19 protein-coding genes, 2 tRNA genes and 1 pseudogene are annotated in these 25367 nt (G+C 64.3%); 3 read left to right on the top strand and 19 right to left on the bottom strand.

The genetic code is table 11. The features are described from left to right. The first annotated feature begins 70 nt into the window (after positions 1-70). Positions 71-1576 carry a hypothetical protein gene (locus tag K7G82_RS11965; protein WP_222990049.1) on the top strand — a complete coding sequence of 502 codons (1506 nt, stop codon included), beginning with the start codon at positions 71-73 and terminating at the stop codon, positions 1574-1576. A gap of 48 nt (positions 1577-1624) precedes the next feature. On the opposite strand, the gene K7G82_RS11960 is transcribed toward K7G82_RS11965, so the two are convergent. The 14 genes from K7G82_RS11960 to K7G82_RS11895 form a co-directional block, all read right to left on the bottom strand. Next, positions 1625-1699, bottom strand: a tRNA-Val gene (locus tag K7G82_RS11960). 433 nt (positions 1700-2132) lie between these two features. Then, positions 2133-2405 carry an HU family DNA-binding protein gene (locus tag K7G82_RS11955; RefSeq protein ID WP_222990048.1) on the bottom strand — a complete coding sequence of 91 codons (273 nt, stop codon included), beginning with the start codon at positions 2403-2405 and terminating at the stop codon, positions 2133-2135. A gap of 253 nt (positions 2406-2658) precedes the next feature. Further along, entirely contained in the window at positions 2659-5067 is a 2409-nt protein-coding gene (gene lon / locus K7G82_RS11950; RefSeq protein ID WP_222990047.1) for an endopeptidase La, read from the bottom strand. 107 nt (positions 5068-5174) lie between these two features. Further along, entirely contained in the window at positions 5175-5714 is a 540-nt protein-coding gene (locus K7G82_RS11945) for a TIGR00645 family protein (protein ID WP_222990046.1), read from the bottom strand. 37 nt (positions 5715-5751) lie between these two features. After that, positions 5752-7020: an ATP-dependent Clp protease ATP-binding subunit ClpX gene (gene clpX / locus K7G82_RS11940; RefSeq protein ID WP_222990045.1), complete on the bottom strand. Its 1269-nt coding sequence runs from the start codon at positions 7018-7020 to the stop codon at positions 5752-5754. Positions 7021-7145: 125 nt separating this feature from the next. After that, complete coding sequence (locus tag K7G82_RS11935; protein WP_222990044.1) at positions 7146-8660, bottom strand: hypothetical protein; 1515 nt, start codon at positions 8658-8660, stop codon at positions 7146-7148. Positions 8661-8682: 22 nt separating this feature from the next. Next, a complete protein-coding gene (clpP, locus tag K7G82_RS11930; RefSeq protein WP_222990043.1) occupies positions 8683-9330 on the bottom strand; it encodes an ATP-dependent Clp endopeptidase proteolytic subunit ClpP in 648 nt (215 codons plus the stop codon). A gap of 229 nt (positions 9331-9559) precedes the next feature. Then, on the bottom strand, positions 9560-10513 hold the full coding sequence (locus K7G82_RS11925; protein ID WP_246623421.1) for a glycosyltransferase family 2 protein: 954 nt from the start codon (positions 10511-10513) through the stop codon (positions 9560-9562). A gap of 48 nt (positions 10514-10561) precedes the next feature. Next, entirely contained in the window at positions 10562-12160 is a 1599-nt protein-coding gene (gene tig, locus K7G82_RS11920; RefSeq protein WP_222990041.1) for a trigger factor, read from the bottom strand. A gap of 63 nt (positions 12161-12223) precedes the next feature. Next, positions 12224-12308: transfer RNA gene (locus K7G82_RS11915), tRNA-Leu, on the bottom strand. Between the two features lie 59 nt (positions 12309-12367). Then, positions 12368-15859 carry a DNA polymerase III subunit alpha gene (gene dnaE, locus K7G82_RS11910; protein ID WP_222990040.1) on the bottom strand — a complete coding sequence of 1164 codons (3492 nt, stop codon included), beginning with the start codon at positions 15857-15859 and terminating at the stop codon, positions 12368-12370. A 55-nt stretch (positions 15860-15914) separates the two neighbouring features. Continuing rightward, positions 15915-16394 (bottom strand): glutathione peroxidase, encoded by a 480-nt coding sequence (locus K7G82_RS11905; RefSeq protein ID WP_222990039.1) that lies wholly within the window; start codon positions 16392-16394, stop codon positions 15915-15917. An 11-nt stretch (positions 16395-16405) separates the two neighbouring features. Beyond that, entirely contained in the window at positions 16406-17077 is a 672-nt protein-coding gene (locus tag K7G82_RS11900; RefSeq protein ID WP_222990038.1) for an ABC transporter ATP-binding protein, read from the bottom strand. Further along, on the bottom strand, positions 17070-18320 hold the full coding sequence (locus K7G82_RS11895) for a lipoprotein-releasing ABC transporter permease subunit (RefSeq protein ID WP_222990037.1): 1251 nt from the start codon (positions 18318-18320) through the stop codon (positions 17070-17072). Before K7G82_RS11895 ends, K7G82_RS11900 begins: the two co-directional genes overlap by 8 nt. Positions 18321-18880: 560 nt before the next feature. On the opposite strand from K7G82_RS11895, the gene K7G82_RS11890 reads away from it, so the two are divergent. Further along, on the top strand, positions 18881-19360 hold the full coding sequence (locus K7G82_RS11890) for an Hsp20 family protein (protein WP_222990036.1): 480 nt from the start codon (positions 18881-18883) through the stop codon (positions 19358-19360). A gap of 172 nt (positions 19361-19532) precedes the next feature. On the opposite strand, the gene K7G82_RS11885 is transcribed toward K7G82_RS11890, so the two are convergent. Further along, on the bottom strand, positions 19533-20219 hold the full coding sequence (locus K7G82_RS11885; protein WP_222990035.1) for a Crp/Fnr family transcriptional regulator: 687 nt from the start codon (positions 20217-20219) through the stop codon (positions 19533-19535). Positions 20220-20359: 140 nt separating this feature from the next. On the opposite strand from K7G82_RS11885, the gene K7G82_RS11880 reads away from it, so the two are divergent. After that, complete coding sequence (locus K7G82_RS11880) at positions 20360-20536, top strand: DUF4169 family protein (protein WP_222990279.1); 177 nt, start codon at positions 20360-20362, stop codon at positions 20534-20536. 6 nt (positions 20537-20542) lie between these two features. Here the strand turns inward: K7G82_RS11880 and K7G82_RS11875 are convergent, their stop codons facing one another. The 4 genes and pseudogenes from K7G82_RS11875 to tpiA form a co-directional block, all read right to left on the bottom strand. After that, on the bottom strand, positions 20543-22156 hold the full coding sequence (locus K7G82_RS11875) for a hypothetical protein (RefSeq protein WP_222990034.1): 1614 nt from the start codon (positions 22154-22156) through the stop codon (positions 20543-20545). Between the two features lie 65 nt (positions 22157-22221). Next, positions 22222-23856, bottom strand: coding sequence for a CTP synthase (pyrG, locus tag K7G82_RS11870; RefSeq protein ID WP_222990033.1), 1635 nt, complete (start codon positions 23854-23856; stop codon positions 22222-22224). A 269-nt stretch (positions 23857-24125) separates the two neighbouring features. Next, a pseudogene (gene secG / locus K7G82_RS29760) lies at positions 24126-24512 on the bottom strand (preprotein translocase subunit SecG); the annotation flags it as partial. 76 nt (positions 24513-24588) lie between these two features. Next, the gene (tpiA, locus tag K7G82_RS11860; RefSeq protein ID WP_222990031.1) at positions 24589-25332 is read right to left on the bottom strand and encodes a triose-phosphate isomerase; all 744 of its coding nucleotides are present in this window, start codon (positions 25330-25332) and stop codon (positions 24589-24591) included. Between the last annotated feature and the right edge of the window lie 35 nt (positions 25333-25367).

The following is a 25367-nucleotide window of genomic DNA, read 5'->3' as shown; positions in this document are numbered from 1 at the left end:
GCCCTTCGATATTCCATCGTGCGACGAACCATCCTAAGCCCGCTCCGGGTCGCGCCGGCAAGGATGTTCCATGATGTGGCGTTTCCCGCTTCCCCTGCTCACGGCCCTGATTTTCCTGCCCGGCGAGTCCGCCCTGGCGCAGCGCTGTTTCGACCCCTTTGGCCGGGAAGCGAGTTCCTGCCCAGGCAAGCCGGGCGGGCGCACGCAATATCATGGCGACACGATCCTGATGGACGAGAAAGGCGCGCCGTTGGCCCGTGCGATCGTCATCCCCGCGCAGAAGAAGAAGGAACTGCCCAAAGTGGGGGTCGCCGATATGAACGGGCGCGAGATCGCCGCCGCCCGTTTCGATCGCGTCTACGCCGTCTCGCGCAATCTCGTTGTGGGAGAAATGCCCACCGACCCAAAGAATACGCTGCTCTCTCAGCGCGCCTTTCTGATCGACCTCAAAAGCGGGGAAATCCGCGCGACGCCGTGGCGGAGCATCTGGCCGACCAATGCCGGCGACGCGGACGGACCGCCCTATCTGCTCGGCGTCGAGCCCGCCACATGGCAGGCGCCGCATAAGGTGGCGATCCTGGAAGCGAGCGGCGGGGATACCGGCCTGCGCGTGGAGAATGTCAATCCGTTCATCTTCTCCAGCATGCCGCGCACCTTGCCCTATAATCTGATCGGTATCGGGGATCGAAAGCTCGACGTGCGCGGCGAGGATCCCTTCACCGCGTACAAGCTCCGCTCGGATACGGGCTATGGATACGGATATTTCATCGAGAGCGGTCCGCTACCCGCTGAAATCAAGGGCCCGGGCGCTCGCACGGGCAGGAGCAGCATCCTGCTCACGCCGCTCGCCAGCGACGGCACGCCTCAGGCGCTGCCGCCCGGCATCGTCGGCATGGTCCAGGGCGGATCCTATATGTGGATCGTCCGCCGCACGCCGAATGGCATGCGCTATCATCAGCATCATTCGGGCAAGCCGGTTCTGGGTGCCGAACCGACGGGCGAAGCCTATCTCGATCTCTATCTGACCGATCGGTTGGCGATGGTGCGCACCGCCGCCGGATGGATGGATCCGTTCGTGCGCAAGATCTTCCCGACACCGGAAGCAGCGACCGCCGCACGGGAAGCGGAACTGAAAGCGTTCGTCGCGCAGGTGATGGCGGAGGATCGCGCCAACAAGCAGCGCGAGATACAGCGCCAGCTGGAAGCCGAAGCCGAGGCGAAGGCGGCGAGCCAGGCAAGGATCGCGGCGATCAAGGTGCGCATGCAGGAGGCAAAGGCCGGCAAGGTCCAGGGCTGGCGATTGATGGACCTGCAGCGCGACGTGATGGCGGCTCAATTGGAAGGGCAATATGAAGCGCTCGGCCTCCGGCTCGATCCGGACATCAAGCGGCAGATCTGCTGGCAGCGCCAGTCGATCGTCTGCAACCGCTCCACCGCCCCGGCATCCTCGGGATCAGGCTTCGTCTCGAGCTGGGAAAAGGCGTTCGAGAACGCGCGCGCGCTCAACCAGAGCCAGTATCGGGAAAACTGCGCTGCGGCATCCATGGGCGCAAACCGCATCTGCCGCGTCTATTGACCATCGCTCCAGCGCAGGGGACCGGGATTGTCAGGAGGGTTTCAAGCGTGGTGGGCGCGGTAGGGATTGAACCTACGACCCCACCCGTGTGAAGGGTGTGCTCTACCACTGAGCTACGCGCCCACGCTTGGGCCGGTCCGCCGGAAAGCGGCCGGAGGCGGGTCCATAGCGGCGCGCGATTGGACACGCAACATGCCAGCCAAAAAATCGCAATAAAAAAGGCGACGCCGGAGCGCCGCCTGCGCCTGACGCAAAGCGCCGAGGCGATTTCCCGGCCAATGCCGGTCGGGGTGAAGCGAGTGGCGCGAGCCCGGGCCGCCCGGCGAAAGCAATGCTGCTTCCGCCCCCGGTGCAGCACAGCTTCGCACCCTTGGGGCGGCTATATCGATCCAGGGCCGCCGTCCTAGAGCATATCGTGATCGGCCGAAAGCGGATCACATGCTCCAGATTCCTGTTTTATCGCGATTTTCGAGTCGCTCGATGAGTCCATCGAACTACAAATCGCTCCAAAACGCTTGACCCTGAAACGATCAGAATCGCGCCACTGGCGACAGGATCAGTTGACGGCGTCCTTCAGGCCCTTGCCCGCCTTGAACTTCGGCTGGCTGGACGCCTTGATGGCCATCGGCTCGCCGGTGCGCGGATTGCGGCCCTGCGAGGCTTTACGCTTGGAAACCGAGAAGGTGCCGAAGCCGACCAGGCGCACTTCGTCGCCCTTCTTCAGCGCACCGGAAATCGCGTCGAAAACGCCCTCAACGGCCTTGCTGGCGTCGCCCTTGCTCAGGCCCGATGCGTCGGCGACTGCGCCGATGAGCTCTTGCTTGTTCATGCCCTGGGAACCCCCTTATCATGTGGTTGGAATCAGTCTCCGGCAAATGCCGGCGCGCATTTAAGGCGGACGATTCAGGACCTGTCAAAGCAAAACCACTGAAAACACGGGGGATCGGCCCCTGAATCGTGGTTTTTTAGCGTCCGGACGCCTGTGCGAGGCATTTCGGGGCATTGGCAGGCGCCCAGCGACTCGGAAATCCCGCCAAATCGGGAAATCCGGGCGCTTTGGGTGCGGGTCGAACGGGGTGAGTCTAGTGGCGCAAGCCGTCCGCTTCGCCATGCCCGCCGGGCGGAGACTGCGGCGGCTGGGCCGCCAGTTCGTCGGCTTCGGTCCAGTCGATCGGCTCGATCGTTTCGGTGAGCGCAAGCGCGAGCACCTCGTCGACATGCTTCACCGGCACGATCTTCAGCCCGTCCTTGATGTTCTGCGGGATCTCCGCGAGATCCTTCTCGTTATCGGCCGGGATCAGCACGGTGGTGATGCCGCCGCGCAGCGCGGCGAGCAGCTTCTCCTTCAACCCGCCGATCGCCAGCACACGGCCGCGCAGCGTCACCTCGCCCGTCATCGCCACGTCCTTGCGGACGGCTATGCCGGTCAATGTCGAGACGATCGACGTGACCATGCCGATGCCGGCCGAGGGACCGTCCTTGGGCACGGCGCCTTCGGGCAAATGGATATGGATGTCCTTGCGCGCGAACAGGCTGGGCTTGATGCCATAGGCGGGCGCACGCGCGCGGACGAACGAGAAGGCGGCCTGGATCGACTCGTTCATCACTTCGCCGAGCTTGCCGGTGGTCTTGACCGCGCCCTTGCCGGGCACGGTGACAGCCTCGATGGTCAGCAATTCGCCGCCCACTTCGGTCCAGGCGAGGCCGGTGACCGCGCCGATCTGGTTTTCTTCCTCACCCAGGCCATGGCGGAATTTCTGCACGCCCGCGAAATCGGAGAGATTGTCGGGCGTGATCGTCACCGTCTCCGCCTTGCCCTCCAGGATCCGGCGCAGCGACTTGCGCGCCAGCTTGGCGATCTCGCGCTCGAGCGTGCGCACGCCCGCCTCGCGGGTGTAATGACGGATGAGCGCGCGCAGGCCATCCTCGGTCAGCGTGAACTCGCCGTCCTTCAGGCCATGCGCCTCGATCTGCTTGGCGATCAGGTGGCGCTGCGCGATCTCGACCTTCTCGTCCTCGGTATAGCCCTCCAGCCGGATGATCTCCATGCGGTCGAGCAAGGGCTGAGGCAGGTTGAGCGAGTTCGCGGTGGTCACGAACATCACGTCCGACAGATCGATATCGATCTCGAGATAGTGATCCTGGAACTTGTTGTTCTGTTCCGGATCGAGCACCTCCAGCAGCGCCGATGCGGGATCGCCGCGGAAATCCTGGCCCAGCTTGTCGATCTCGTCGAGCAGGAACAGCGGGTTCGACGTGCCGGCCTTTTTCAGGTTGGTCACGATCTTGCCCGGCAGCGAGCCGATATAAGTGCGGCGGTGGCCGCGAATCTCGGCTTCGTCGCGCACGCCGCCCAGCGACTGGCGGATGAACTCGCGCCCCGTCGCCTTGGCGATCGACTTGCCCAGGCTGGTCTTGCCCACGCCCGGCGGGCCGACCAGGCACAGGATCGGGCCTTTCAGCTTGTTGGTGCGCGCCTGGACCGCCAGATATTCGACGATCCGGTCCTTCACCTTCTCAAGCGCATAATGGTCCTCGTCGAGCACCTTCTGCGCCTGCGCGATATCCTTTTTCAGCTTCGACTTCTTGCCCCAGGGCAGGCCCAGCAGCACGTCGAGATAATTGCGGACGACCGTCGCCTCGGCCGACATCGGCGCCATGGTCTTGAGCTTCTTGAGCTCGGCGGTCGCCTTGGTGCGCGCTTCCTGAGACAGTTTGAGCGTGGCGATCTTCTGGGTCAGTTCGGCGAGTTCGTCGCCCTCGCCCTCCTCGCCCTCATTGCCCAGCTCGCGCTGGATCGCCTTCAACTGCTCGTTGAGATAATATTCGCGCTGCGTCTTCTCCATCTGCCGCTTCACGCGGCTGCGGATCTTCTTTTCGACCTGAAGCACGCCCAGTTCGCCTTCCATGAAGGCGAACGCCATCTCCAGGCGACGCGCGGGATCGAGTTCGACAAGCAGCGCCTGCTTGTCCGAGACCTTGATCGAGATGTTCGCCGCGATCGAATCCGCCAGACGCGTGGCATCCTCGATCTCGCTCAACTGAACCGCCGTCTCGGCCGGCAGCTTCTTGTTGAGCTTGGCGTAATTCTCGAACTGTTCGACCACCGAGCGCATCAGCGCATTCAGCTCGGTATCCTTCTCGGTCACGCGATCCTCGATCGGCGTCACCGACGCAACCGCATGGCCGCCCGCGGAATCGAAGGATTCGAGCGTCGCGCGCTGCTTGCCCTCGACGAGCACGCGCACCGTGCCGTCGGGCAGTTTCAAAAGCTGGAGCACGGTGGCGATCACGCCCAGATCGTACAGGTCGTCGCGGCCGGGATCGTCCTCGGCGGGATCGAGCTGGGCGACGAGGAAGATCTCCTTGTCCGACTCCATCGCCTTTTCCAGCGCAACGACCGATTTGTCGCGGCCGACGAACAGCGGCACGATCATGTGCGGAAACACGACGATGTCGCGCAGGGGGAGAACGGGATAGGACTTGGTCATGAAGACTCCGGTGAACGGGTAGCACCTATATGGGCGCGCCATCCCGCAGGATCAATGAATCGGCATATACGCAAAATTACCGTGTCGAAATTCCGCCCGCCGGCAGATCAATGCTTCGACTGCGTCATCCGGTCGACAAAGGCGATGCCGATCGCCGAGGCGATGAAACACATATGGATGATCGTCTGCCACATCACCCCGGTCTCGGTCACGCGGCCGGTCGCCGTGCCCATCGCGCCCGCCTCGATAAAGGTACGCAGCAGATGGATCGACGAGATGCCGATGATCGCCATCGCCAGCTTCACCTTCAGCACGCCGGCATTCACATGGCTCAGCCATTCGGGCTGGTCGGGGTGCCCCTCCAGCCGCAATCGCGACACGAAGGTCTCGTAGCCGCCGACGATCACCATCACGAGCAGGTTGGAGATCATCACCACGTCGATCAGGCCGAGCACCAGCAACATGATCTGCTGCTCGCTGAACTCCCAGGCGTGCAGCACCAGATGCTTCAGTTCCTTCAGGAACAGCACGACGTAGACGCACTGGGCGACGATCAGGCCCACATAGAGCGGCAATTGCAGCCAGCGCGAGCTGAAGATCAGTGCCGGCAAGGGGCGCAGGCGCGTGCGTTCGCTCGCGTCGCTCATCGTTCGTTCAATCCCTATCTATCGCGTTGCCGCAAGATCAGGCGGCGTCGCCGGCCTTCTTCTCTTTCTTCGCGAAGACGCGGACGGGCTCCTTGCGACCCTCGACGACATCCTTGTCGATCATCACCTCGTCGACGCCGTCCATGCCGGGCAGGTCGAACATGGTGTCGAGCAGGATCGCCTCCAGGATCGAACGCAAGCCGCGCGCGCCGGTCTTGCGCTCGATCGCCTTCTTCGCGACCGAGGTCAGCGCGTCGTCGGTGAAGCCCAGCTTCACCTCCTCCATGTCGAACAGCTTCTGATACTGTTTGACCAGCGCGTTCTTGGGCTCGGCCAGGATCTTCACCAGCGCCTCGATGTCGAGGTCCTCAAGCGTGGCGATGACGGGCAGACGGCCGACGAATTCGGGGATCAGGCCGAACTTCAGCAGATCCTCCGGCTCGGTCTGGCGCAGCACCTCGCCGGTGCGGCGCTCCTCTGGAGCGGCCACATAGGCACCGAAGCCGATCGACTTGCCCTGCAGGCGATCGCCGATGATCTTTTCCAGCCCCGAAAAGGCGCCGCCGCAAATGAACAGGATATTGGTCGTGTCCACCTGCAGGAATTCCTGCTGCGGATGCTTGCGGCCACCCTGGGGCGGCACGCTGGCGGTGGTGCCTTCCATCAGCTTGAGCAGCGCCTGCTGAACGCCCTCGCCCGACACGTCGCGGGTGATCGAGGGATTCTCGGCCTTGCGGCTGATCTTGTCGATCTCGTCGATATAGACGATGCCGCGCTGCGCGCGCTCGACATTGTAATCGCTGGCCTGAAGCAGCTTCAGGATGATGTTCTCGACATCCTCGCCGACATAGCCGGCTTCGGTGAGCGTCGTCGCGTCCGCCATGGTGAAGGGAACGTCGAGAATGCGCGCCAGCGTCTGCGCCAGCAGCGTCTTGCCCGATCCGGTCGGCCCGACGAGCAGGATGTTGGACTTTGCCAGCTCGACATCGGCGCCCTTCTGGCCGTGGTTGAGCCGCTTGTAGTGATTGTGCACCGCGACGGAGAGCACGCGCTTCGCCTGCTTCTGGCCGATCACATAATCGTCCAGGAAGTCGCAGATCTCCTGCGGGGTCGGCACACCGCCGTCCTTCTTCGAGACGAGCGCGGTCTTGGTCTCTTCACGGATGATGTCGTTGCAGAGATCGACGCACTCATCGCAGATGAACACGGTCGGGCCGGCGATGAGCTTCCGCACCTCATGCTGCGACTTGCCGCAGAACGAGCAGTACAGGGTGCTCTTGGAATCGCCGCCACTCAATTTCGTCATAAAATCACTTACCTTCTCGATCCGGCCCTTCGCCGTCCGGATTCGGCATTCTACCGAAGACCGCGTTGCCCGGATACCCAATATGCCTACTGGCAAGACGGAAACAAGCCGTTGACGTCCCCAATCTACCGCATCGTCGCCTTTTTGACCGGCCAAAGCGCTTCTGGAAGCACGCGTCCCACCTTGTCCAGCGCCGCCTGAACCGTCGGACGCCGCCCAAGTTCGGCCCATCCGTCGGTCCAGATCGTGCGGACATGATCAGGGGCGGAAGCAAAGGGCTGAAGCGAATCGATCGCCGAATCCGCATGATCAGGATCGGCAAGCGCCCTCACCACCTCCGCTTCGGCTTCATCCATCCGGCCGACACACATCAGGGCCTCGGCCGTGCTTCCGACCGCATCCTTTTCGTGTGCAGTGATTTCACCGATCATGCCCGAGAGATCCTGCCCAGGTTTCACGGCGTGCGCGATGCACAGCTTCATTCGACGAACGAGCTGCCGGGCATAGGGCGTCCCATGCTGCGTCGCCGCGCGTTCGACATCGCCCTGCAGCGCCGAAGCTTCGGTCCAACGGCGATCGCCGACCAGCATATGGAGACGATTGATCATCATGCTGACCAGCCAGGCCGTTTCCCTGCCGTCGAGCTTCGGCATCGCCGCATAGCGCTTGTCGGCATCTTCCACCCGCCCCATCACGCGCAGAATGTCGGCATGCAGATCGATCACCCAGCCGCCCTCATTTCCGACAGCAGCGGCCTCCTGGGCCGTCGCCGCGAAGCGGGAAGCCAGAGCGTCGGCTTCCTCGAACCGGCCCGCCTGGAAATAGGCCTCGGCCAATGCGCGAATGACGACTGGTGAAGGATCGCGGGATCCGTCCCAGGCCGTGTGCGCCTCCTCGACAGCGGCTGCGGCGGCGATCCGCATATGAGGGCCCGCCTGAGCCTCCAGCGCCGGCCAGATCGGCGCATAAATCCTGTCGACAAGGGCTTCCCGCAACGGACCGGGACTATTCACGCCCCGCATCGCCCGTGCCGCCTCATCAATGCGCCCGGCTTTGATCGAGATCCGCGCGGCCATCAGTTTCAGCCTTTCACGCGTGGCGATTTCGGCACTGGCGCCGCCGCTCGCCTCCAGCCGGACGACAAAGGCATCCGCTTCGGACTTGCGATTGTCTTCATTCAGTTTCCGGACGACCCACATCGCGTCGCGAAAGCCGATCTCCCGCGCGCCCGTCGGACCGTGTTCCATCAGCGCGTCCATCGCCATCCGGGTGATTTCCAGATCGCGGAAACCGCGCGCGAACTCCAGCATGATCACGGCGGGCTCGATCGCCTGAGGATCGAGCGACCGAACGGCCGCGATCGCCTTCAACCCTTTCGCCCGGTCGCCGTCGGCGACGAACAGCATGGCCTGCAGCATCGCCATGCGTTGCCGTTGTTCGGCGGGCAATGGCATCTTCACGATGCGATCGAGGCGATCGATCGCGGATCGATATTGGCGTCCGCTCACTTCGCGCTGAAGATCCGCCAGTTCGGCATCGACGGATCCGCCGCGTATCGACGTCGCAGCCCCCTGTTTCTCGGAAGCGTTTGCCGGCGCTGCGATCAGCAACGCCGGCAGGATCGTCAACAACGCTGTCACGCCCGCCTGTCGGGCGCGAAGATCAGGCCGCAGCGCTCGTCTCTTCCGACGGCACCGGGCGCTTGTCGAACACCTCGTCGATCAGGCCGAAAGCCTTGGCTTCGTCCGCCGACATGAACTTGTCGCGCTCCATCGAACTCTCGACCACTTCGAGCGGCTGGCCGGTATATTTCGCGTAAAGCTCGTTCATCCGGTGGCGGATACGCAGGATCTCGCGCGCCTGGATCTCGATATCGGTGGCCTGACCCTGCGCACCGCCCGAGGGCTGGTGGATCATGATGCGGGCGTTGGTCAGCGCCATGCGCATGCCGGGTTCGCCGCTCGCCAGCAGGAAGCTGCCCATCGAGGCGGCCTGGCCGATGCACACCGTGCCGACGCGCGGGCGGATGTACTGCATCGTGTCGTGGATCGCCATGCCCGCCGTCACCACCCCGCCCGGCGAGTTGATGTACATGAAGATGTCCTTCTTCGGATTCTCCGATTCGAGGAACAGCAACTGGGCGGTGATAAGGGAGGCCATATGGTCCTCCACCCCGCCGGTCACGAACACGATCCGCTCGCGCAGCAGGCGCGAATAGATGTCGAAGCTGCGCTCGCCGCGGTTCGACTGCTCGATGACGATGGGGACGAGTGCGTCGTGGATCTGGCCGTTCTCGAACGGATTATTCATGGGAATCTCGTGTCCTTTGCCCGTGAGGCTCTCTGCTAGGCCTTGGTCGCCTCAGGCTAAACAGCCTGACACGTGAATCAAGGTCTCGACCTTTGACTGGAGCCTGATTCACACCATCAGCGGAAACACTACGCCGTTTCCGCCGCTGACGTTCAGGCTCTAGGCGCTTAGATCGGGTGAAGGCAAGCCGCCTTCAAGTGGCTGATCGCGCGCGGATCGACGCGCCGCTTCAGCGCTCGACGTCGGCGGCGACCGCCGGGAACGCCAGATAGGCCAGGCGACGGACCTCGCGGCGCCCGCGCACCACCGTGTCGAGGATCAGTCCGCACATGACGTTGAGCGCGGCGAGCGTGACGAGGCCGGTGCACAGGATCGCCGTGGGAAGCCGCGGCACGAGCCCGGTCTGGACATAGGTGATCGCCAGCGGAAGCGCGAGGATCAGCGCCAGCAGCGCGACCGCACCGCCGATCAGCCCGAAGAAGAGAACCGGACGTTCGATGCGGAACAGGGTCGCGATCGTATTGAGAATGCGCCAGCCGTCGCGATAGGTCGAGAGTTTGGACACCGACCCTTCGGGCCGCGCGCCATAGGCGGTGACGACCTCCGCCACCGGCATGCGGAGTTCCAGCGCGTGCACGCTGATCTCGGTCTCGATCTCGAAACCCGCCGAAAGCACCGGGAAACTCTTCACAAATCGCCTTGAGAAGACTCGATAACCCGAGAGAATATCACTGAAAGTCCGGCCGAATATCCAGGCGAGGATACCCGTGAGCATCGCATTGCCGAAGCGGTGGCCACGGCGATAGGCCTCTTCGATCTCCGACTTGCGCGCGCCCACGACCATGTCGAGCTGTTCGTCGACCAGCCGCGCCACCAGTTTCGGCGCGGCGGGCGCGTCATAGGTCGCGTCGCCGTCCGCCATCACATAGACATCGGCATCGACGTCCGCGAACATGCGGCGGACGACATTGCCCTTGCCCTGCATCCGCTCGGTGCGGACGATCGCGCCGGCGGCGCGCGCCACCTCGACCGTCCGGTCCCGGCTGTTATTGTCGTAGACGTAGATGGTCGCGCCCGGCAGCGCCGCGCGGAAGCCCTCGATCGTCTGCACGATCGCGGCTTCCTCGTTATAGCATGGCAGCAGAACCGCGATGCGCAGCCCGGCCGGCAGGCCGCCCCGCAAGACAGCCTCACTCGCCCCGTTCGCCATGCCCCAGCGCTCCGGCGTCGATTACTTCTTCGCCGCCGGCTTCTTGGCGGCGGGCTTCTTGGCCGGCTTTTCCTCGGCCGCCGCTTCCGCGTCGTCGGCCGTCTTCTTCGCCGCCGCCTTTTTAGCGGGCTTCGCCTTCTCGGCCGGCGCTTCGGCCTCGTCGGCCTTCACGTCTTCCTTGGCCTCGGCCTTGTCCTTCGGCTCGGCCTTCTTCGCGGCCTTTTTCGGCTTGGCGGCGTGATCATGGTCGTGATGGTCATGGCCGCAGCCCGGGCCATGGACATGGCCGTCATCCTCGGCCTCGATCGCCGCTTCCAGTTCCTCGCGGCTCACCGCACGGTCGCTGATCTCGGCCTTGCCGAACAGGAAGTCGACGACCTTGTCCTCGTAGAGCGGCGCGCGAAGCTGCGCCGCCGCCATCGGCTCCTGCTGGATGAACTGGATGAAGCGCTCGCGCTGGTCGGCCGGATATTGCTGAGCGGCCTGACCGATCAGGCGGTTCATTTCCTGCGCCGTCACTTCGACGCCGTTCGCCTGGCCGATCTCCGAAAGGAGCAGGCCCAGGCGGACGCGACGAACCGCGATCGCGCGATAATCGTCCTTCTCGGCTTCCATTTCCTTCAGCGCGGCGGCCGGATCTTCCTCATGGCTCGCTTCATGCTCGAGCTGAGCCCAGATCTGGTTGAACTCGGCCTCGACCATCGAAGGCGGCACTTCGAAATCATGGCTTTCGGCGAGCTGGTCGAGCAGCTTGCGCTTCATGTGCGTGCGGGTGAGGCCGTTATGCTCCTGCTCGATCTGCCCCTTGAGCAGACCGCGAAGCTGTTCCAGGCTCTCAAGGCCCAGCGACTTGGCGAAATCCTCGTCAGCCTTGGCTTCCTTGGGCACGCGGATCTCGTTGATCACCAGATCGAAGGTCGCGGCCTTGCCCTTGAGATTCTCCGCCGTGTAATCCTCGGGGAAGGTCACTTCGATGGTCTTTTCGTCATTGGCCTTCACGCCGACGAGCTGGTCCTCGAAACCGGGGATGAGGCGGCCCGATCCGATCTCGACCGACATGCCCTCGCCCGTGCCGCCGTCGAAGGCGACGCCGTCGACCTTGCCGACGAAATCCATGACGACCAGATCGCCTTCCTTTGCCTTGTGGCTCTTGGGCGCTTCGTCGAACTGCTTGTTCTGGCTCGCGATCTGGTCGACGGCTTCATCGACCTTGGCGTCCGAAACCTCGACGGTCAGCCGCTCGAGCTTCAGCCCGTCGATCGAAGGCGCCGGCACCTGGGGCAGCACTTCGAGCGCGACCTTCACCTCGGCATCCTTGCCCGGCTCATAGCCTTCGCCGAGTTCGACCGAGGGCTGCATCGCGGGACGCAGCTTGTTGTCGGCGATCAGCTTCTGCACGCCTTCCTGGATCGAGCTGTTGAGCGCATCCTGCGCCAGCGATTCGGCGTGCATCTTGCGGATCAGGTTGGCGGGCACCTTGCCGGGACGGAAGCCGGGCATGCGCACCTGCGGCGCGACGCGCTTCACTTCCTGATCGACGCGCGCGTCGATATCCTTCGCGGTGATGGTCAGCGTGTAGGCGCGCTTCAGGCCCTCGTTCAACGTCTCGACAGTCTGCATCTCTCTTCAAACGCCTTCATGATCTGGAATCTCTGAACCGCTCCGTCTTCCGGGAGCGGAGACTGGTGCGGGCGAAGGGACTCGAACCCCCACATCTTGCGATACTGGAACCTAAATCCAGCGCGTCTACCAGTTCCGCCACGCCCGCTAGGACACCGTCGGTCGGCGGCGTCTATAGCAGGGAGCGCCACAAGGGCAAGCGCGGCGTCAGGATACGAGCGCAAGGCGTGGCGGATCGGCAGCGCGCAGCGAGACCGAAAGGATTCCCGGCAGCGTCTCGATCCGGGCCGCGAGCTCGGCATCGAGCAGATAATCGCGCCCGAGGCGGACCGAGGCCTCTGCGCCCCCGTCCAGCCGTGCGCGCAGCATCAGTTCGCCGCGTCCGCCGCGATATCCGTCCAGCAACATCGCGAGCGGGCCGATCGCCGCCGGATCATCCATCACGATCTCGACCATCAACCGGGCATTGCCGGCGAGCTGGTCGAATGCCTGGATGCGCTTCACCGTCACGCGCGGCGCCTCCTCTCCCGGCCGCCGATCAAGCTCGACGGTCAGCAGCCCGCAATCGCCGGCGCGCGCCGTATCCTCCAGCTGCTTGGCGATATCGTCGTCGAAACAGGTGGCGAAGAACTGGCCCGACGCGTCGGAGCAGGTCGCCATCAGGTAGCGCCGCCCCCGCGCCGAGGTGCGCCAGCGCGCATCCTCGATCAGCGCCGCCATCGTCGCGGTGGTGCGGCTGGCATCGACGGGCGCGACCTGCGCGCAGAGCGCGCCATAGCTGCGCGCGCCATGACCATCCGCCAGATGGCTGTAGCGATCGACCGGGTGCGCGGAAAAATAGAAGCCGAAGGCGTCCTTTTCCTGCGCCATACGATCGGCGAGCGACCAGTGCGCGCTTTGCGGGATCTGGATCGCCGCCGCGCGTGCCTCGCTTTCGCCGAACAGACCATGCTGGCCGCTCGTCCGGTTTTCCTCGGCATGCGAGGCGATCGCCAGGATCGTCTCCGCGACGGCATGGACGCCGGCACGATCGGGATTCATCGAATCGAACGCCCCCGCCCCCGCGAGGCTTTCGATCTGGCGGCGGTTGAGCAGGCGCGGATCGACGCGATTGGCGAAATCGTCGAGCGTCTTGTACGGGCCGGTCGCCTCGCGCTGGGCGATCAGCGTCTCCATCGCCTTCTCGCCGACACCCTTGAGCGCCGCCAGCGCATAGCGCACCGCCAGCCCGTCCGCCGTCTGCTCGACGTCGAACTCGGCCTGACTCGCATTCAGGCACGGCGGCAGATAGACGATGTCCATCCGGCGCATATCCTCGACGAAGATGCCGAGCTTGTCGGTCAGCGCCATGTCGAAGCACATCGACGCCGCGAAGAATTCGTGCGGATGGTGCGCCTTCAGCCACGCCGTCTGATAGGCGAGCAATGCATAGGCGGCGGCGTGGCTCTTGTTGAAACCATAGCCCGCGAACTTGTCGATCAGGTCGAACAGTTCGTTGGCCTTGTCCGCATCGATGCCGTTGACGGCCTTGCATCCCTCGACGAAGCCCACGCGCTGCGCGTCCATCTCCGCCTTGATCTTCTTGCCCATCGCGCGGCGAAGCATGTCGGCGCCGCCCAGGCTGTAGCCGGCCAGGATCTGCGCGGCCTGCATCACCTGTTCCTGATAGACGAAGATGCCGTAGGTTTCCGACAGGATACCTTCGAGCAAAGGATGAGGATATTCAATCTGTTCGCGCCCGTTCTTACGAGCACCGAACATCGGGATATTGTCCATCGGACCGGGCCGGTAGAGCGAGACGAGCGCGATGATGTCGCCGAAATTGGACGGGCGCACCGCCGCCAGCGTCCGGCGCATGCCTTCGGATTCCAACTGGAATACGCCGACGGTGTCGCCCTTCTGGAGCAATTTATAGACGCCCTCGTCGTCCCATTCGAGCGTGCTGAGATCGACCTGGACGCCACGCTTGGCGAGCAGCTGCACCGCCTTTTGCAACACCGACAATGTCTTGAGGCCGAGAAAGTCGAATTTTACCAGGCCGGCGCCCTCGACATATTTCATGTCGAACTGGGTGACCGGCATGTCCGATCGCGGATCGCGGTAGAGCGGCACGAGCTGGTCGAGCGGACGATCACCGATCACCACGCCGGCGGCGTGAGTCGAACTGTGGCGCGGCAGCCCTTCGAGCTTCATCGCGAGATCGACAAGGCGCTTCACCTGCGTGTCGGTCTCATATTCATGGCGGAATTCGGGGACCCCGCCCTTCTCCATGGTCCGCTCCAGCGTCCACGGATCGGTCGGATGGTTCGGAACCAGCTTCGCCAGCCGGTCGACCTGGCCATAGCTCATCTGGAGCACGCGGCCGGTGTCCTTGAGCACCGCGCGCGCCTTCAGCCGCCCGAAGGTGATGATCTGCGCCACATGGTCGCGGCCATATTTGCGCTGGACGTAACGGATCACTTCTTCGCGCCGCGTTTCGCAGAAGTCGATATCGAAGTCCGGCATCGAGACGCGCTCGGGATTGAGGAAGCGTTCGAAGAGCAGGCCGAGCTTCAGCGGATCGAGATCGGTGATGGTGAGCGCCCAGGCGACGACCGATCCGGCACCCGAACCACGCCCCGGCCCCACCGGGATATCCTGTTCCTTGGCCCATTTGATGAAATCCGCGACGATCAGGAAATAGCCGGGGAATCCCATCTGGACGATGACGTCGAGCTCGAAATCGATGCGTTGGACATAGGCCTTGCGGGCCTCGTCGTCGGCGATGCCGGCCTTTTCGAGGCGCATCATCAGGCCGGCATGCGCGTCCTCGCGCAGTTTCGTCGCCTCGCCCTCGCGGTCACCGGCAAGACTGGGCAGGATCGGCTTGCGCTTCGGCGCCATCACCGCGCAACGCTGCGCCACGACCAGAGTGTTCGCCAACGCCTCGGGCAGATCGTCGAACAGCAGCTTCATGTCCTTGGCGGGCTTCATCCACGCATCAGGCGAACTCCTGCGGCGATCCTCGCTTTCGACATAGGACGAGCCGGCGATGCAGAGCATCGCATCGTGCGCGGCGTGGAAATTCTCGTCGGCGAAGCAGGACGGGTTGGTCGCGACCAGCGGCAGATCGCGCGCATAGGCAAGATCGAGCAGATGCGGTTCCGCCCTGCCCTCCACTTCATCCAGCCGGCGGACGATCTCGATATAAAGGCGGTCCGGAAACAGCGCCTGCAACCGGTCGGCATAGTCGAAGGCCCGATCCATCTGCTCTTCGGCGAACAGGCGCGCCAGACCGCCTTCGGCACCGGCGGTCAATGCGATCAGGCCCTGGGTCGCCCCCTCCAGCGCCTCGAAACGGACATGCGCGGGCAACTCCACCGGCCGGTCGAGATGCGCGGCGGAGACGAGCGCGCACAGATTGTCATAGCCGGTTTCGTCCTGCGCATAGAGCGCGAGCCAGTCGAGCGCCGGTTCGACGCCATCGGGCATGCCCGGCCGTGCCACGCACAGCATCGCACCGATTACCGGCTGCACGCCCGCCCCCTTGCACGCATCGGAAAAGGCCATTGCAGCGTAAAGGCCGTTGCGATCGGTCAGCGCCGCCGCCGGGAAACCCAGTTCGCGCGCGCGTTTCGCGATCACCTTGGGTTCGATCGCCCCTTCCAGCATCGTAAAGGACGAAAAGATGCGAAGCGGAACGAACGGAGCGTGAGGCATGGCCGAGCTTAGCCGGACCAGCGCGATTCGTTAAACCCAATCGACGCGGCACCTTCTACAACAACGCTTCGATGTCCTTTTCCAGCGCTTCGGGCTTGTCGGTCGGTGCATAACGCTTCACCGGCCTGCCCGTGCGATCGACCAGGAACTTGGTGAAATTCCATTTGATCGCCTTGCTGCCCAAAAGGCCGGGCTTCTCCGATTTCAGATAGTCGTAGAGCGGATCGGCACCGGGGCCGTTGACCTCGATCTTGGCCATCAGCGGAAAGGTCACGTCGTAAGTGAGCGAACAGAAATTCGCGATTTCCTCGGCATCGCCGGGCTCCTGCGCGCCGAACTGGTTGCACGGAAATGCCAGGATTTCGAAGCCGCGCTCGCGATATTTGCGATAGAGCGCCTCAAGCCCCGCATATTGCGGCGTGAAACCGCACCTGGAGGCGACGTTGACGATCAGCACGACCTTGCCGGCATAGTCGGCGAGCGCCCGGTCCGCGCCGCCGGGCAGCTTCACCGAAAAATCCGCGACCGTCGCCATGCGCTTCTCCCTTATTCGAGCACCCCGTCGTGCAGCCGGACCACCCGGTCCATGCGCGCCGCCAGCCTTTCATTGTGCGTGGCGACCAGCGCCGCCGATCCCTCGCCGCGTACAAGCGCCAGGAATTCGGAAAAGACGATATCGGCGGTGGCTTCGTCGAGATTGCCGGTCGGTTCGTCCGCCAGCACCAGCGCCGGCCGATTGGCGAGCGCGCGGGCCACCGCGACCCGCTGCTGCTCGCCGCCCGAAAGCTGGCTCGGCCGGTGCGTCAGGCGATGGCCCAGCCCCAGCGACGACAGCAGCGATTTTGCGCGCACCTGCGCATCGGCGGTCTCCGCGCCATGGATCAATTGCGGCAGCACGACATTCTCGGTCGCATCGAAATCGGGCAGCAAATGGTGGAACTGATAGACGAAGCCCAGCGCGTCCCTGCGCAGCGTCGTCCGCCCATCGGCGTCGAGCCGCGCCGCTTCCTGCCCCTTGATCCGGATCGATCCCTCGAAACCGCCTTCGAGCAGGCCGACCGCCTGAAGCAAGGTCGATTTGCCCGAGCCCGACGGCCCCAACAGCGCGACGATCTCGCCGGGCGCGACATGCAGATCGACGCCGCGCAGCACCTCGATCGTGTCCTCGCCCTGCACGAAGCTGCGGCGCAGGCCCTGGGTGGCCAGAATGTCACTCATAGCGCAGCACCTGCACGGGATCGGTGCTCGCCGCCTTGAAGGCGGGATAGAGCGTGGCGAGAAAGCTGAAGAGCAGCGCCATCGCACAGATGCCGAGCACTTCGAACGGATCGGTCTTCGACGGGAGTTCGGTCAGAAAACGGATCGAGGGATCCCACAGATTCTGCCCCGTCACGAACTGGATGAAATTCACCACCGACTGGCGGAAGAACAGGAAGATGAAGCCGAGGACGATTCCCGCCAGGATGCCGAGCGATGCGATCGTCACCCCCACCGTCACGAAGATCTTGATCAGTCCGCGCCGCGTGGCGCCCATCGTGCGCAGGATCGCGATGTCCCGATTCTTGGCACGCACCAGCATGATCAGCGACGAGAGGATGTTGAACACCGCGACCAGGATGATGATCGAGAGCACGACGAACATCGCCACCCGTTCGACCGCGAGTGCTTCGAAAAGCTGGGAATTCATCGTCCGCCAATCGGATACCTGTGCCCGGCCCGCCACTTTCTGCCCCAAAGGCGCCAGGATCTGGCCGACGCGATCGGGATCGACGGTCTCGACCTCGATCATGCCCACCGAATCGCCCATCAACAGCAGCAGTTGGGCATTCTCCATCGGCATGATCACGAACGCCTTGTCGTAGTCATAGACGCCGACCTCGAAGATCGCGGCGACGCGATAAGCCACGATGCGCGGCACCGATCCGAACGGCGTGGTCTGGCCCTGCGGGCTGATCAGGCTGATCTGGCTGCCGACCTGAACGCCGAGCTGTTCGGCCAGCCGCGCGCCGATCGCGACATTGTCGTTGCCCGGCTTCAGCTCGCGCAGGCTGCCGCGCAGGACATTGCCGGCGATCGTCGGATTTCCGGTGATGTCGGGCAGCGTCATGCCGCGCACGATCACGCCTTCCACCCGCCCTTCCGAACTCGCCATCAGCGGCTGTTCGATCATCGGTGTGGCGGAAACCACACCCGGTGTCCGTTTCGCTTCGGCGAGCACCTCACGCCAGTCGGACAGCCGACCGCCATAGCCCTGCACGACGGCATGGCCGTTCAAACCGACGATCTTGTCGAACAATTCAGCGCGGAAACCGTTCATCACGCTCATCACGATGATCAGCGCAGCGACGCCCAGCATCACCGCGAACAGGCTGATCCCGGCGACGAGGAAGATGAAGCCTTCGCCCTTTCCCGGCAGCAGATAGCGTTTTGCGATCATCCGCTCATAGCGGGAGAGGATCATGCGGCGGGATCCTGGAAGGTCGACGGCATGGCGTCTCGTCTAGAGCATGGCGCGGAAAATTGGGAACCGATTTTCGGCAAAGGGCGGTGCTCCATCAGGGAAAAGAGCGGGTTGCGTGGTTCAGTCACCACATGCAACGCTCTAGGGACAGGTGGCGATGCTGGCAATCGGCCCTCTCGTGTTGCCAAATGGGCACAGCATCGACTCAATCGTTCAGGCCTATCGATTCCTTCCATGACAAGGCGATGACGTTTGCGTAGCGTTAATGGGCTGAACGCAGGCAAAGGCCGTGGTTCGGGGAGTGGGCTTCGCCCGGCGATGACGTTGAAGGGACCGGCATCGCCAGCGTGCTGAAGTCAAATCCAAGGGGGCTGACGAGCATTCGTCACGCGGGTGCCCGGATCGGAAACGGTCCGGGCACTTGTCGTTTCAAGGCCCTTGAAAGCCGAAATCCGCATCTTAACTCACGCATATCCGGCGCCGATCAGGGCCGGATGTTCCGGGGCGCCGCGATCGCGGGCCTCGTTGCGCTCGAAAATGCTCATTGGAGATTTTTGGATATGAGGACCTTCGATTTCACCCCCTATCGCCGTTCCACCGTCGGCTTCGACCGGCTGTTCGATCTGCTCGAGAATAATGCGCGCCAGGCGCAGGGCGACAATTATCCGCCCTTCGACCTCGAGCGCCGCGGTGAAGACCGATATCGCATCACGCTCGCCGTCGCCGGCTTCAAGAGCGGAGAGATCGAGATCACCGCGCAGCAGAATCTCCTGCTCGTCGCCGGCAAGAAGGATCATGGCGACCAGGATCGCAGCCAGTTCCTGCATGTCGGCATTGCAAATCGCAGCTTCGAACGCCGCTTCGAACTCGCCGATTTCGTCCGCGTGGAGGATGCGAACCTGGCCGATGGCCTGCTGACCATCGATCTTGTCCGCGAGATTCCCGAAGCGATGAAGCCGCAGAAGATCGCCATCGGCAGCGGCGCCGCGCCCGAGAGCGCTTCGGTCGAAAGCATCGCGGATAAACGCAAGGCGGCCTGAGCCCCCTTCCGCCTTGCGCACAGCTGCGCCCGGTCCGGCAACGGCCCGGGCGCTTTTTGTACGAATATAAAGGAGCAGCCGGACTGCGTACGCGTCCGGCTGCCCAAGAGCACCGTGGAGCGCCACCGATGCGGAAAGGTGCGGCCCGGGTCGCAATAGGCCGCGTTTCCGGTCAATCGGCTGTTTCGGCGATCTCCGACAACAGGGTGCTATCCAGAATCTTGATCCGTCCGCCATCGAGCGCGATCACACCCGAATCAGACCATGCGCCGAGCTGGCGGTTGATCTGTTCGCGCGACATGCCGGCGAACATGCCCAGTTCGCCCTGGCTGAGATCGAGGCGAAGCCGCCCGTCGGTGGAACCGTCCAGCGTCAGCCGGCGCAGGAAGCGTGCCAGCCTGGGGCCGGACGTGAAGGCGCGGTCGCTTTCGATCGTGCTGTTGGCCTGGCGCAGCCGCCGGGCAAGCTCGCGCATGATGCGTAGGCCCATGCCCGGATATTGCGCGATGATCGTTTCGAACGAGGATCGCGAGAGCTTGAGCCCCTGTACGGGTTCGAGAGCGGTGACGGTCGCGGTGCGTTCGCCACCGTCGAGCAGCGCGATCTCGCCGATCACCCAGCCCGGTTCGGCATAGTCGAGGATGATCTCGCGCCCGTTGCTCGAAACCATCGCGATGCGCGCGGTGCCGGTCAGCAGGATGATCAGCGAATCGCCCTCGTCACCCTGCCGCATGAGCTCCTTGCCCTTGGCGTGGCTCTGGAGCGTGCCGTGCAGGATGATCGCCGCCAGTTCGTCCTCGCTGCAGGATGCGAAGATCGAATGTTCGGGCAGCAGTGCGGCGAGTTGTTCGGCTTTCATGTGCGTTCCCTTCCGGCGTCGATCTTTTCCGATTCGCCGTCGCCACCCGGATGACGCACCCGGAACGATCAGGGTGTGACGACGGTCACAGGCGACGAAAAACCTTCGGTTCCGTTCCCCGTGCTGATAGACTGCGGGACATGGGCGACGTCATCAACCTGAGATCCGTGCGCAAGGCGAAGGCGCGGGCCGCCGCAACGGCGCAGGCGGCGGAAAATCGCGCCAGATTCGGACGCACAAAGGCCGAAAAACTGGCCGATGCGCAGGAGAAAAGCCGCGCCGAGCGGCTTCTGGACGGCGCGAAACGCGAAGACTGAAGCCGTTCAGCCCAGTCGATCACGCGCCTTTGCCAGCGCGGACGGCCAATTGGCGAGCGTACCCAGTGCCATGATCAGCGGCCGTGCCGGCTCCCCCAATTCACCGAGCCGTTCGTAGAGCTTCGGTGTGAAGCTCAGCAGGCCGAAACCTGCGAACGGGAAATCGCCCGCCTTGAGATCGGCCCTGGAAAGCTTGATCGTCCTGGCCTGGCCTGCAACTTCACGCGAATTGAGAAGCGCGACGATATCCGGACCGAGCGCCCGGAATTCACGCTCCGGCAGTTCGGCGACCAGTGCCGCGAGCGCGCGCGTCGCATGCACCCATCGATTGTCGCGGGAGGAAATCAGGGCGGCCCAGATCGTTTCGGCATGCGCGGCGATCAGATCGGGCCGGCGCGGCAATTGACGGAAATGCCGGAGCCGCCAATGTTCGGGATCGACCAGCAACCGGTCGAGACTCTCGCATTCTTCGGCAAGCATGGTGGTCAGTCGGGCATCGAGCACCGATTGCAGCCAGGACAGGTCGATGCAGCGCGGCGGTTCGCCGTCGACCGGCGCAGCCAAAGTCGCCAGCGCGGATTCGACAGTCCTCGCCTGCCCCACCGGCTCTTCGGTTTTATGGGGAAAGCCGAACTGCCACCGGCCCTGCCCGGTCAAGCTGAACATGTAGAACAGGCTGAATCCCGGCACCCAGGCATAACGCGCGGCCACACCATGGACATAGTCGATCGCGGGCAAACCCGGTCGCGCGATCGTCAGGTTGGACAGCTTTCCCTTGAGCGGCATCCAACGCATCGACCGGTCACCGAAAATCAGCTCGGTCACCGGGCCCTGCGGCGGATCGCCGGTGAGCCGCACTATGACGGTGGGGCTTTGCTTACCCCGCTGAACCCCGCATTCGGGTATGTCGGCCGCCAGCGCCTCGATCGCTTCGAAATCTCCGGCCGCGACGCGATACCATGTCGACAGAACCGGCTCGCCGGTCTTGCGATCGATCCCGCGCATATGGACGAAAGGCTGATTCAGTTTGTCGATGACCGTCCTGGCGAGCCATGACGCGCGATCCCCTGCCCCACTCTGATCGTCGATCAGGATCGGCGGATCGTCCACCGCTCCGAGCCTGATCGTTCGCTCCAGTTCCGCCGCGCGATCATGCAGCCGGCGCAGGACCAGCGCCCCCCGGATCGCGCCTGCCATGTGCCAGCCGAAATAGGTCGCCGGCAGCGCCATCATGGCGGCAGGCTCGGCGCCGGTGACGACGGCACCCGTCAGCAACAACATCGCGACGGGCGCCATGACAAGCTGGAGCAACGGCAGGCGAAACAGGAAGGCCAGCCATTGCAGGATCGGTACGGACAGCGGGATCGCCAATCCGAGCGCGATCCACAGTGGCCGCGCCCAGCCCTGCGCGAGCGCCAGGGCGTGTCCAGCCTCGATCGACCGGGCCAGCGGATAGGCGATCAGCAGCGCGACGATCAGCCACGGGCCGAACCGTGCGATCCAGGGATGATAAGGCAACGGCAGCGTGCCGATCGGCATCGCCCAGCGCCAGCCAAGCGCATGTCCCAATCTGCCGAACGGCGCGAGCACCGTCCATTTCGTCGATTTCGCCTTCGCCATCCCGCCCCACCCCATCGGGCGAAACGCAGTCTATGCGCGAATCCTGAAGATTCCTTGCAGCGGGATCAGACCAGGCGAGACTGTTTCAGCGCCGCTTCGATGAAGCTCGCGAACAACGGGTGCGGCGCGAACGGCTTGCTCTTGAGTTCCGGATGGAACTGCACGCCGACGAACCAGGGATGGTCGGGCCGCTCGACGATCTCCGGCAGCGTGCCGTCCGGCGACATGCCGGAAAAGACCAGACCGCCCTTTTCAAGCGGGTCGCGATAATGGACGTTCACCTCATAACGGTGACGATGACGTTCGCTGATCTCGGTGCCGCCATAGATGCTGGCGACATGGCTGTTGCCCGCCAGCGTCGCCGGATAGGCGCCCAGGCGCATCGTGCCGCCCAGATCGCCACCTTCCTCGCGCTTCTGCAGTCCCTCCGCCGTCATCCATTCGGTGATCAGGCCAACGACCGGTTCGTCGGTCGGTCCGAATTCGGTGGTCGACGCTGCCGCGATGCCGGCGGTGTTCCGCGCGCCCTCGATACAGGCCATCTGCATGCCCAGGCAGATGCCAAAGAACGGCACCTGGCGCTCGCGCGCGAAACGGACGCTGGCGATCTTGCCTTCGGATCCGCGCTCCCCGAAACCGCCGGGCACGAGGATCGCGTGCATCGGCTCGAGCATCGCGGCGACTTCGCCCTCGCTCTGCTCGAACAGCTCGGCGTCGAGCCATTTGATGTTGACCTTGACGCGATTGGCGATGCCGCCATGGACGAGCGCCTCGTTGAGCGACTTGTAGGCGTCCGCCAGGCCGACATATTTGCCGACCACGCCGATCGTCACCTCGCCTTCCGGATTCTGGAGGCGATCCATGATGTCGTCCCAGCGCGACAGATTGGGCGTTTCGCCCGGATCGATCGCGAATGCCGACAGCACCGCCTCGTCCAGCCCTTCGGCATGGTATTGCAACGGCACGCCATAGATGCTGCTGGCGTCGAGCGCGGGGATCACGGCTTCCTTGGGCACATTGCAGAACAGCGCGATCTTGGCGCGCTCGCTTTCGGGCAGCGGCCGTTCGCAACGGCACACCAGCACGTCGGGCTGGATGCCGAGCGCGGTCAGGTCGCGCACGCTGTGCTGGGTCGGCTTGGTCTTCAACTCGCCCGCCGCCGCGATATACGGCACCAGCGTGACATGGACGAAGATCGAGTTCAGCCGGCCGAGATCGGCGCGGAGCTGGCGAATCGCCTCCATGAAGGGCAGCGATTCGATATCGCCCACCGTGCCGCCGATCTCGCACAGCACGAAATCGACATCGTCGGTTTGGTTGCGCGCGAATTCCTTGATGGCGTCGGTGACATGGGGGATCACCTGGACGGTGGCGCCCAGATAGTCGCCGCGCCGCTCCTTGGCGATGATCTGCTGATAGATCCGGCCGGAGGTGACATTGTCCGACTGGCGGCCCGATACGCCGGTGAAACGCTCATAATGGCCAAGGTCGAGGTCGGTCTCCGCCCCGTCGTCGGTCACATAGACTTCGCCGTGCTGATAAGGCGACATCGTGCCGGGATCGACGTTCAGATAGGGATCGAACTTGCGAATCCGGACCTTGTAGCCGCGCGCCTGGAGGAGGGCGGCAAGACTTGCCGCCATCAGACCCTTGCCAAGCGAGGAGACCACGCCGCCGGTGATGAAAATGAACCGCGCCATGGGAGAAAAGGCTTAGCCTCGGTTAGGTGTTGACGGCAAGCGCGCGAATCCGAACCCGACGCAAAAAATGCGCCGGGCCGATTTCAACGCGAACGATTTCAGTTGCTTGGTGCGGCGCCGTTGGCGGCGGGCGGTGCAACGGGAACCACGGCCGGCGGTGCGACGCGCGCCGGCGCTGGAACGGCGGCATTGCCGGCCGCAGGCGTCGGCGTACTGCGCGAGACCGGATCGGTCGTGCGCGGCGCGGGCCGCTCGGCCCGCGGCGCTGCCGCGGCGGGTGCCGCCGCATTTGCGACAGGCGCCGGGGTAGACGTCGCGTCGGCGAGCGGATCGGTCGGCGCGGGCGCCGGAACCGCAGCATTATCGACGGGCAGGGTCGGCCCGGACGGCGCCGCCGGCTGGCGGGCGAGCGAAGTATCGACATCGCCGTTCGAGCGCATCGAGGCCAGCGTGGCGAGCAGGATGCACATCGCCACGAACAGGCCTGCGAGGATCGTCGTCGCGCGCGTCAGGAAATCCGCGGCGCCGCGCGCCGACATCAGGCCGGTCGGGCTGCCGCCCATGCCCAGGCCGCCGCCCTCCGAGCGCTGCATGAGAATCACCGTCACGAGCGCGGCGGCGATGATGGCGTGGAGAACGAGCAGGAAGGTGAACATGGATGTGAGCCGAACCGTCAGAAGAACGAAAGCGCGCCTGTAGCCCCTGCGGGGCCACAGTTCAACTTATAGCACGTCACGCCGCCGCGGCAGCGATGATCGGTTCGAAATCGGCGGCCTTCAGGCTGGCGCCGCCGACGAGCGCGCCGTCGACATCGGGCACCGCCATCAGCTCCGCCGCATTCGAGGGTTTGACCGAACCGCCATAAAGGATGCGCACCGCGGCCCCTTCGCCATCAAGCAGGCCGCCCAGCGTCGCGCGGATCGCGGCATGCATCTCCGCCACATCGGCGACCGAGGGCGTGCGGCCGGTGCCGATCGCCCAGACCGGTTCATAGGCGACGACCAGCGTCTCGCCGGTGCCGGCGGGCGGAATCGAACCCTGGAGCTGGCCGCGCACGACGTCGAGCGCCCTGCCCGCATCGCGCTCCGCCTCCGTCTCGCCCACGCACAGGATGGCGACGAGCCCTGCGGCGATCGCGGCCTCCGCCTTGGCGCGGACCTCCGCATCGCTTTCATGCTGGTCGGTTCGCCGCTCGCTATGACCGACGATGACGTAGCGCGCGCCGGCGTCGCGGAGCATCTCGGCGGAAATGCAGCCGGTATGCGCGCCGGAGATGGCGGTGTGGCAATCCTGCGCGCCGATCGCGAGGCCGGGCGCACGCCCGGTCGCAGGCACGATCAGCGTGAAAGGCGGGCAGATCGCGACGTCGACGCCCGGATGCGCTTCGGCGGCGGCATCGATACTGTCGAGTTCGCTGAGCGCCGCACGGTCGCCATTCATCTTCCAGTTGCCGGCCACCAGCTTGCGCAACGCCACATCGTCCTCCTTCTCGGCTGTCGGTTCGCAGGCGC

The organism is Sphingomonas colocasiae (genome assembly GCF_019880585.1).
GTDB classification, from domain to species: Bacteria; Pseudomonadota; Alphaproteobacteria; order Sphingomonadales; family Sphingomonadaceae; genus Sphingobium_A; species Sphingobium_A colocasiae.
The sequence above is the reverse complement of the archived record's forward strand: the minus strand, read 5'-3'. Positions and strand labels throughout refer to the sequence as shown.

What these genes read in the sequence shown, in the direction of transcription:
- K7G82_RS11890 (WP_222990036.1), top strand. Translation starts at nt 18,881, where the DNA reads ATGAGGACCTTCGATTTCACCCCCTATCGCCGTTCCACCGTCGGCTTC.
- clpP (WP_222990043.1), bottom strand. Translation starts at nt 9,330, where the DNA reads ATGAATAATCCGTTCGAGAACGGCCAGATCCACGACGCACTCGTCCCC.
- tig (WP_222990041.1), bottom strand. Translation starts at nt 12,160, where the DNA reads ATGCAGACTGTCGAGACGTTGAACGAGGGCCTGAAGCGCGCCTACACG.
- K7G82_RS11875 (WP_222990034.1), bottom strand. Translation starts at nt 22,156, where the DNA reads ATGGCGAAGGCGAAATCGACGAAATGGACGGTGCTCGCGCCGTTCGGC.
- K7G82_RS11895 (WP_222990037.1), bottom strand. Translation starts at nt 18,320, where the DNA reads ATGATCCTCTCCCGCTATGAGCGGATGATCGCAAAACGCTATCTGCTG.
- K7G82_RS11880 (WP_222990279.1), top strand. Translation starts at nt 20,360, where the DNA reads ATGGGCGACGTCATCAACCTGAGATCCGTGCGCAAGGCGAAGGCGCGG.
- K7G82_RS11945 (WP_222990046.1), bottom strand. Translation starts at nt 5,714, where the DNA reads ATGAGCGACGCGAGCGAACGCACGCGCCTGCGCCCCTTGCCGGCACTG.
- K7G82_RS11965 (WP_222990049.1), top strand. Translation starts at nt 71, where the DNA reads ATGATGTGGCGTTTCCCGCTTCCCCTGCTCACGGCCCTGATTTTCCTG.
- clpX (WP_222990045.1), bottom strand. Translation starts at nt 7,020, where the DNA reads ATGACGAAATTGAGTGGCGGCGATTCCAAGAGCACCCTGTACTGCTCG.
- K7G82_RS11885 (WP_222990035.1), bottom strand. Translation starts at nt 20,219, where the DNA reads ATGAAAGCCGAACAACTCGCCGCACTGCTGCCCGAACATTCGATCTTC.
- K7G82_RS11900 (WP_222990038.1), bottom strand. Translation starts at nt 17,077, where the DNA reads ATGAGTGACATTCTGGCCACCCAGGGCCTGCGCCGCAGCTTCGTGCAG.
- K7G82_RS11905 (WP_222990039.1), bottom strand. Translation starts at nt 16,394, where the DNA reads ATGGCGACGGTCGCGGATTTTTCGGTGAAGCTGCCCGGCGGCGCGGAC.
- dnaE (WP_222990040.1), bottom strand. Translation starts at nt 15,859, where the DNA reads ATGCCTCACGCTCCGTTCGTTCCGCTTCGCATCTTTTCGTCCTTTACG.
- lon (WP_222990047.1), bottom strand. Translation starts at nt 5,067, where the DNA reads ATGACCAAGTCCTATCCCGTTCTCCCCCTGCGCGACATCGTCGTGTTT.
- K7G82_RS11955 (WP_222990048.1), bottom strand. Translation starts at nt 2,405, where the DNA reads ATGAACAAGCAAGAGCTCATCGGCGCAGTCGCCGACGCATCGGGCCTG.
- pyrG (WP_222990033.1), bottom strand. Translation starts at nt 23,856, where the DNA reads ATGGCGCGGTTCATTTTCATCACCGGCGGCGTGGTCTCCTCGCTTGGC.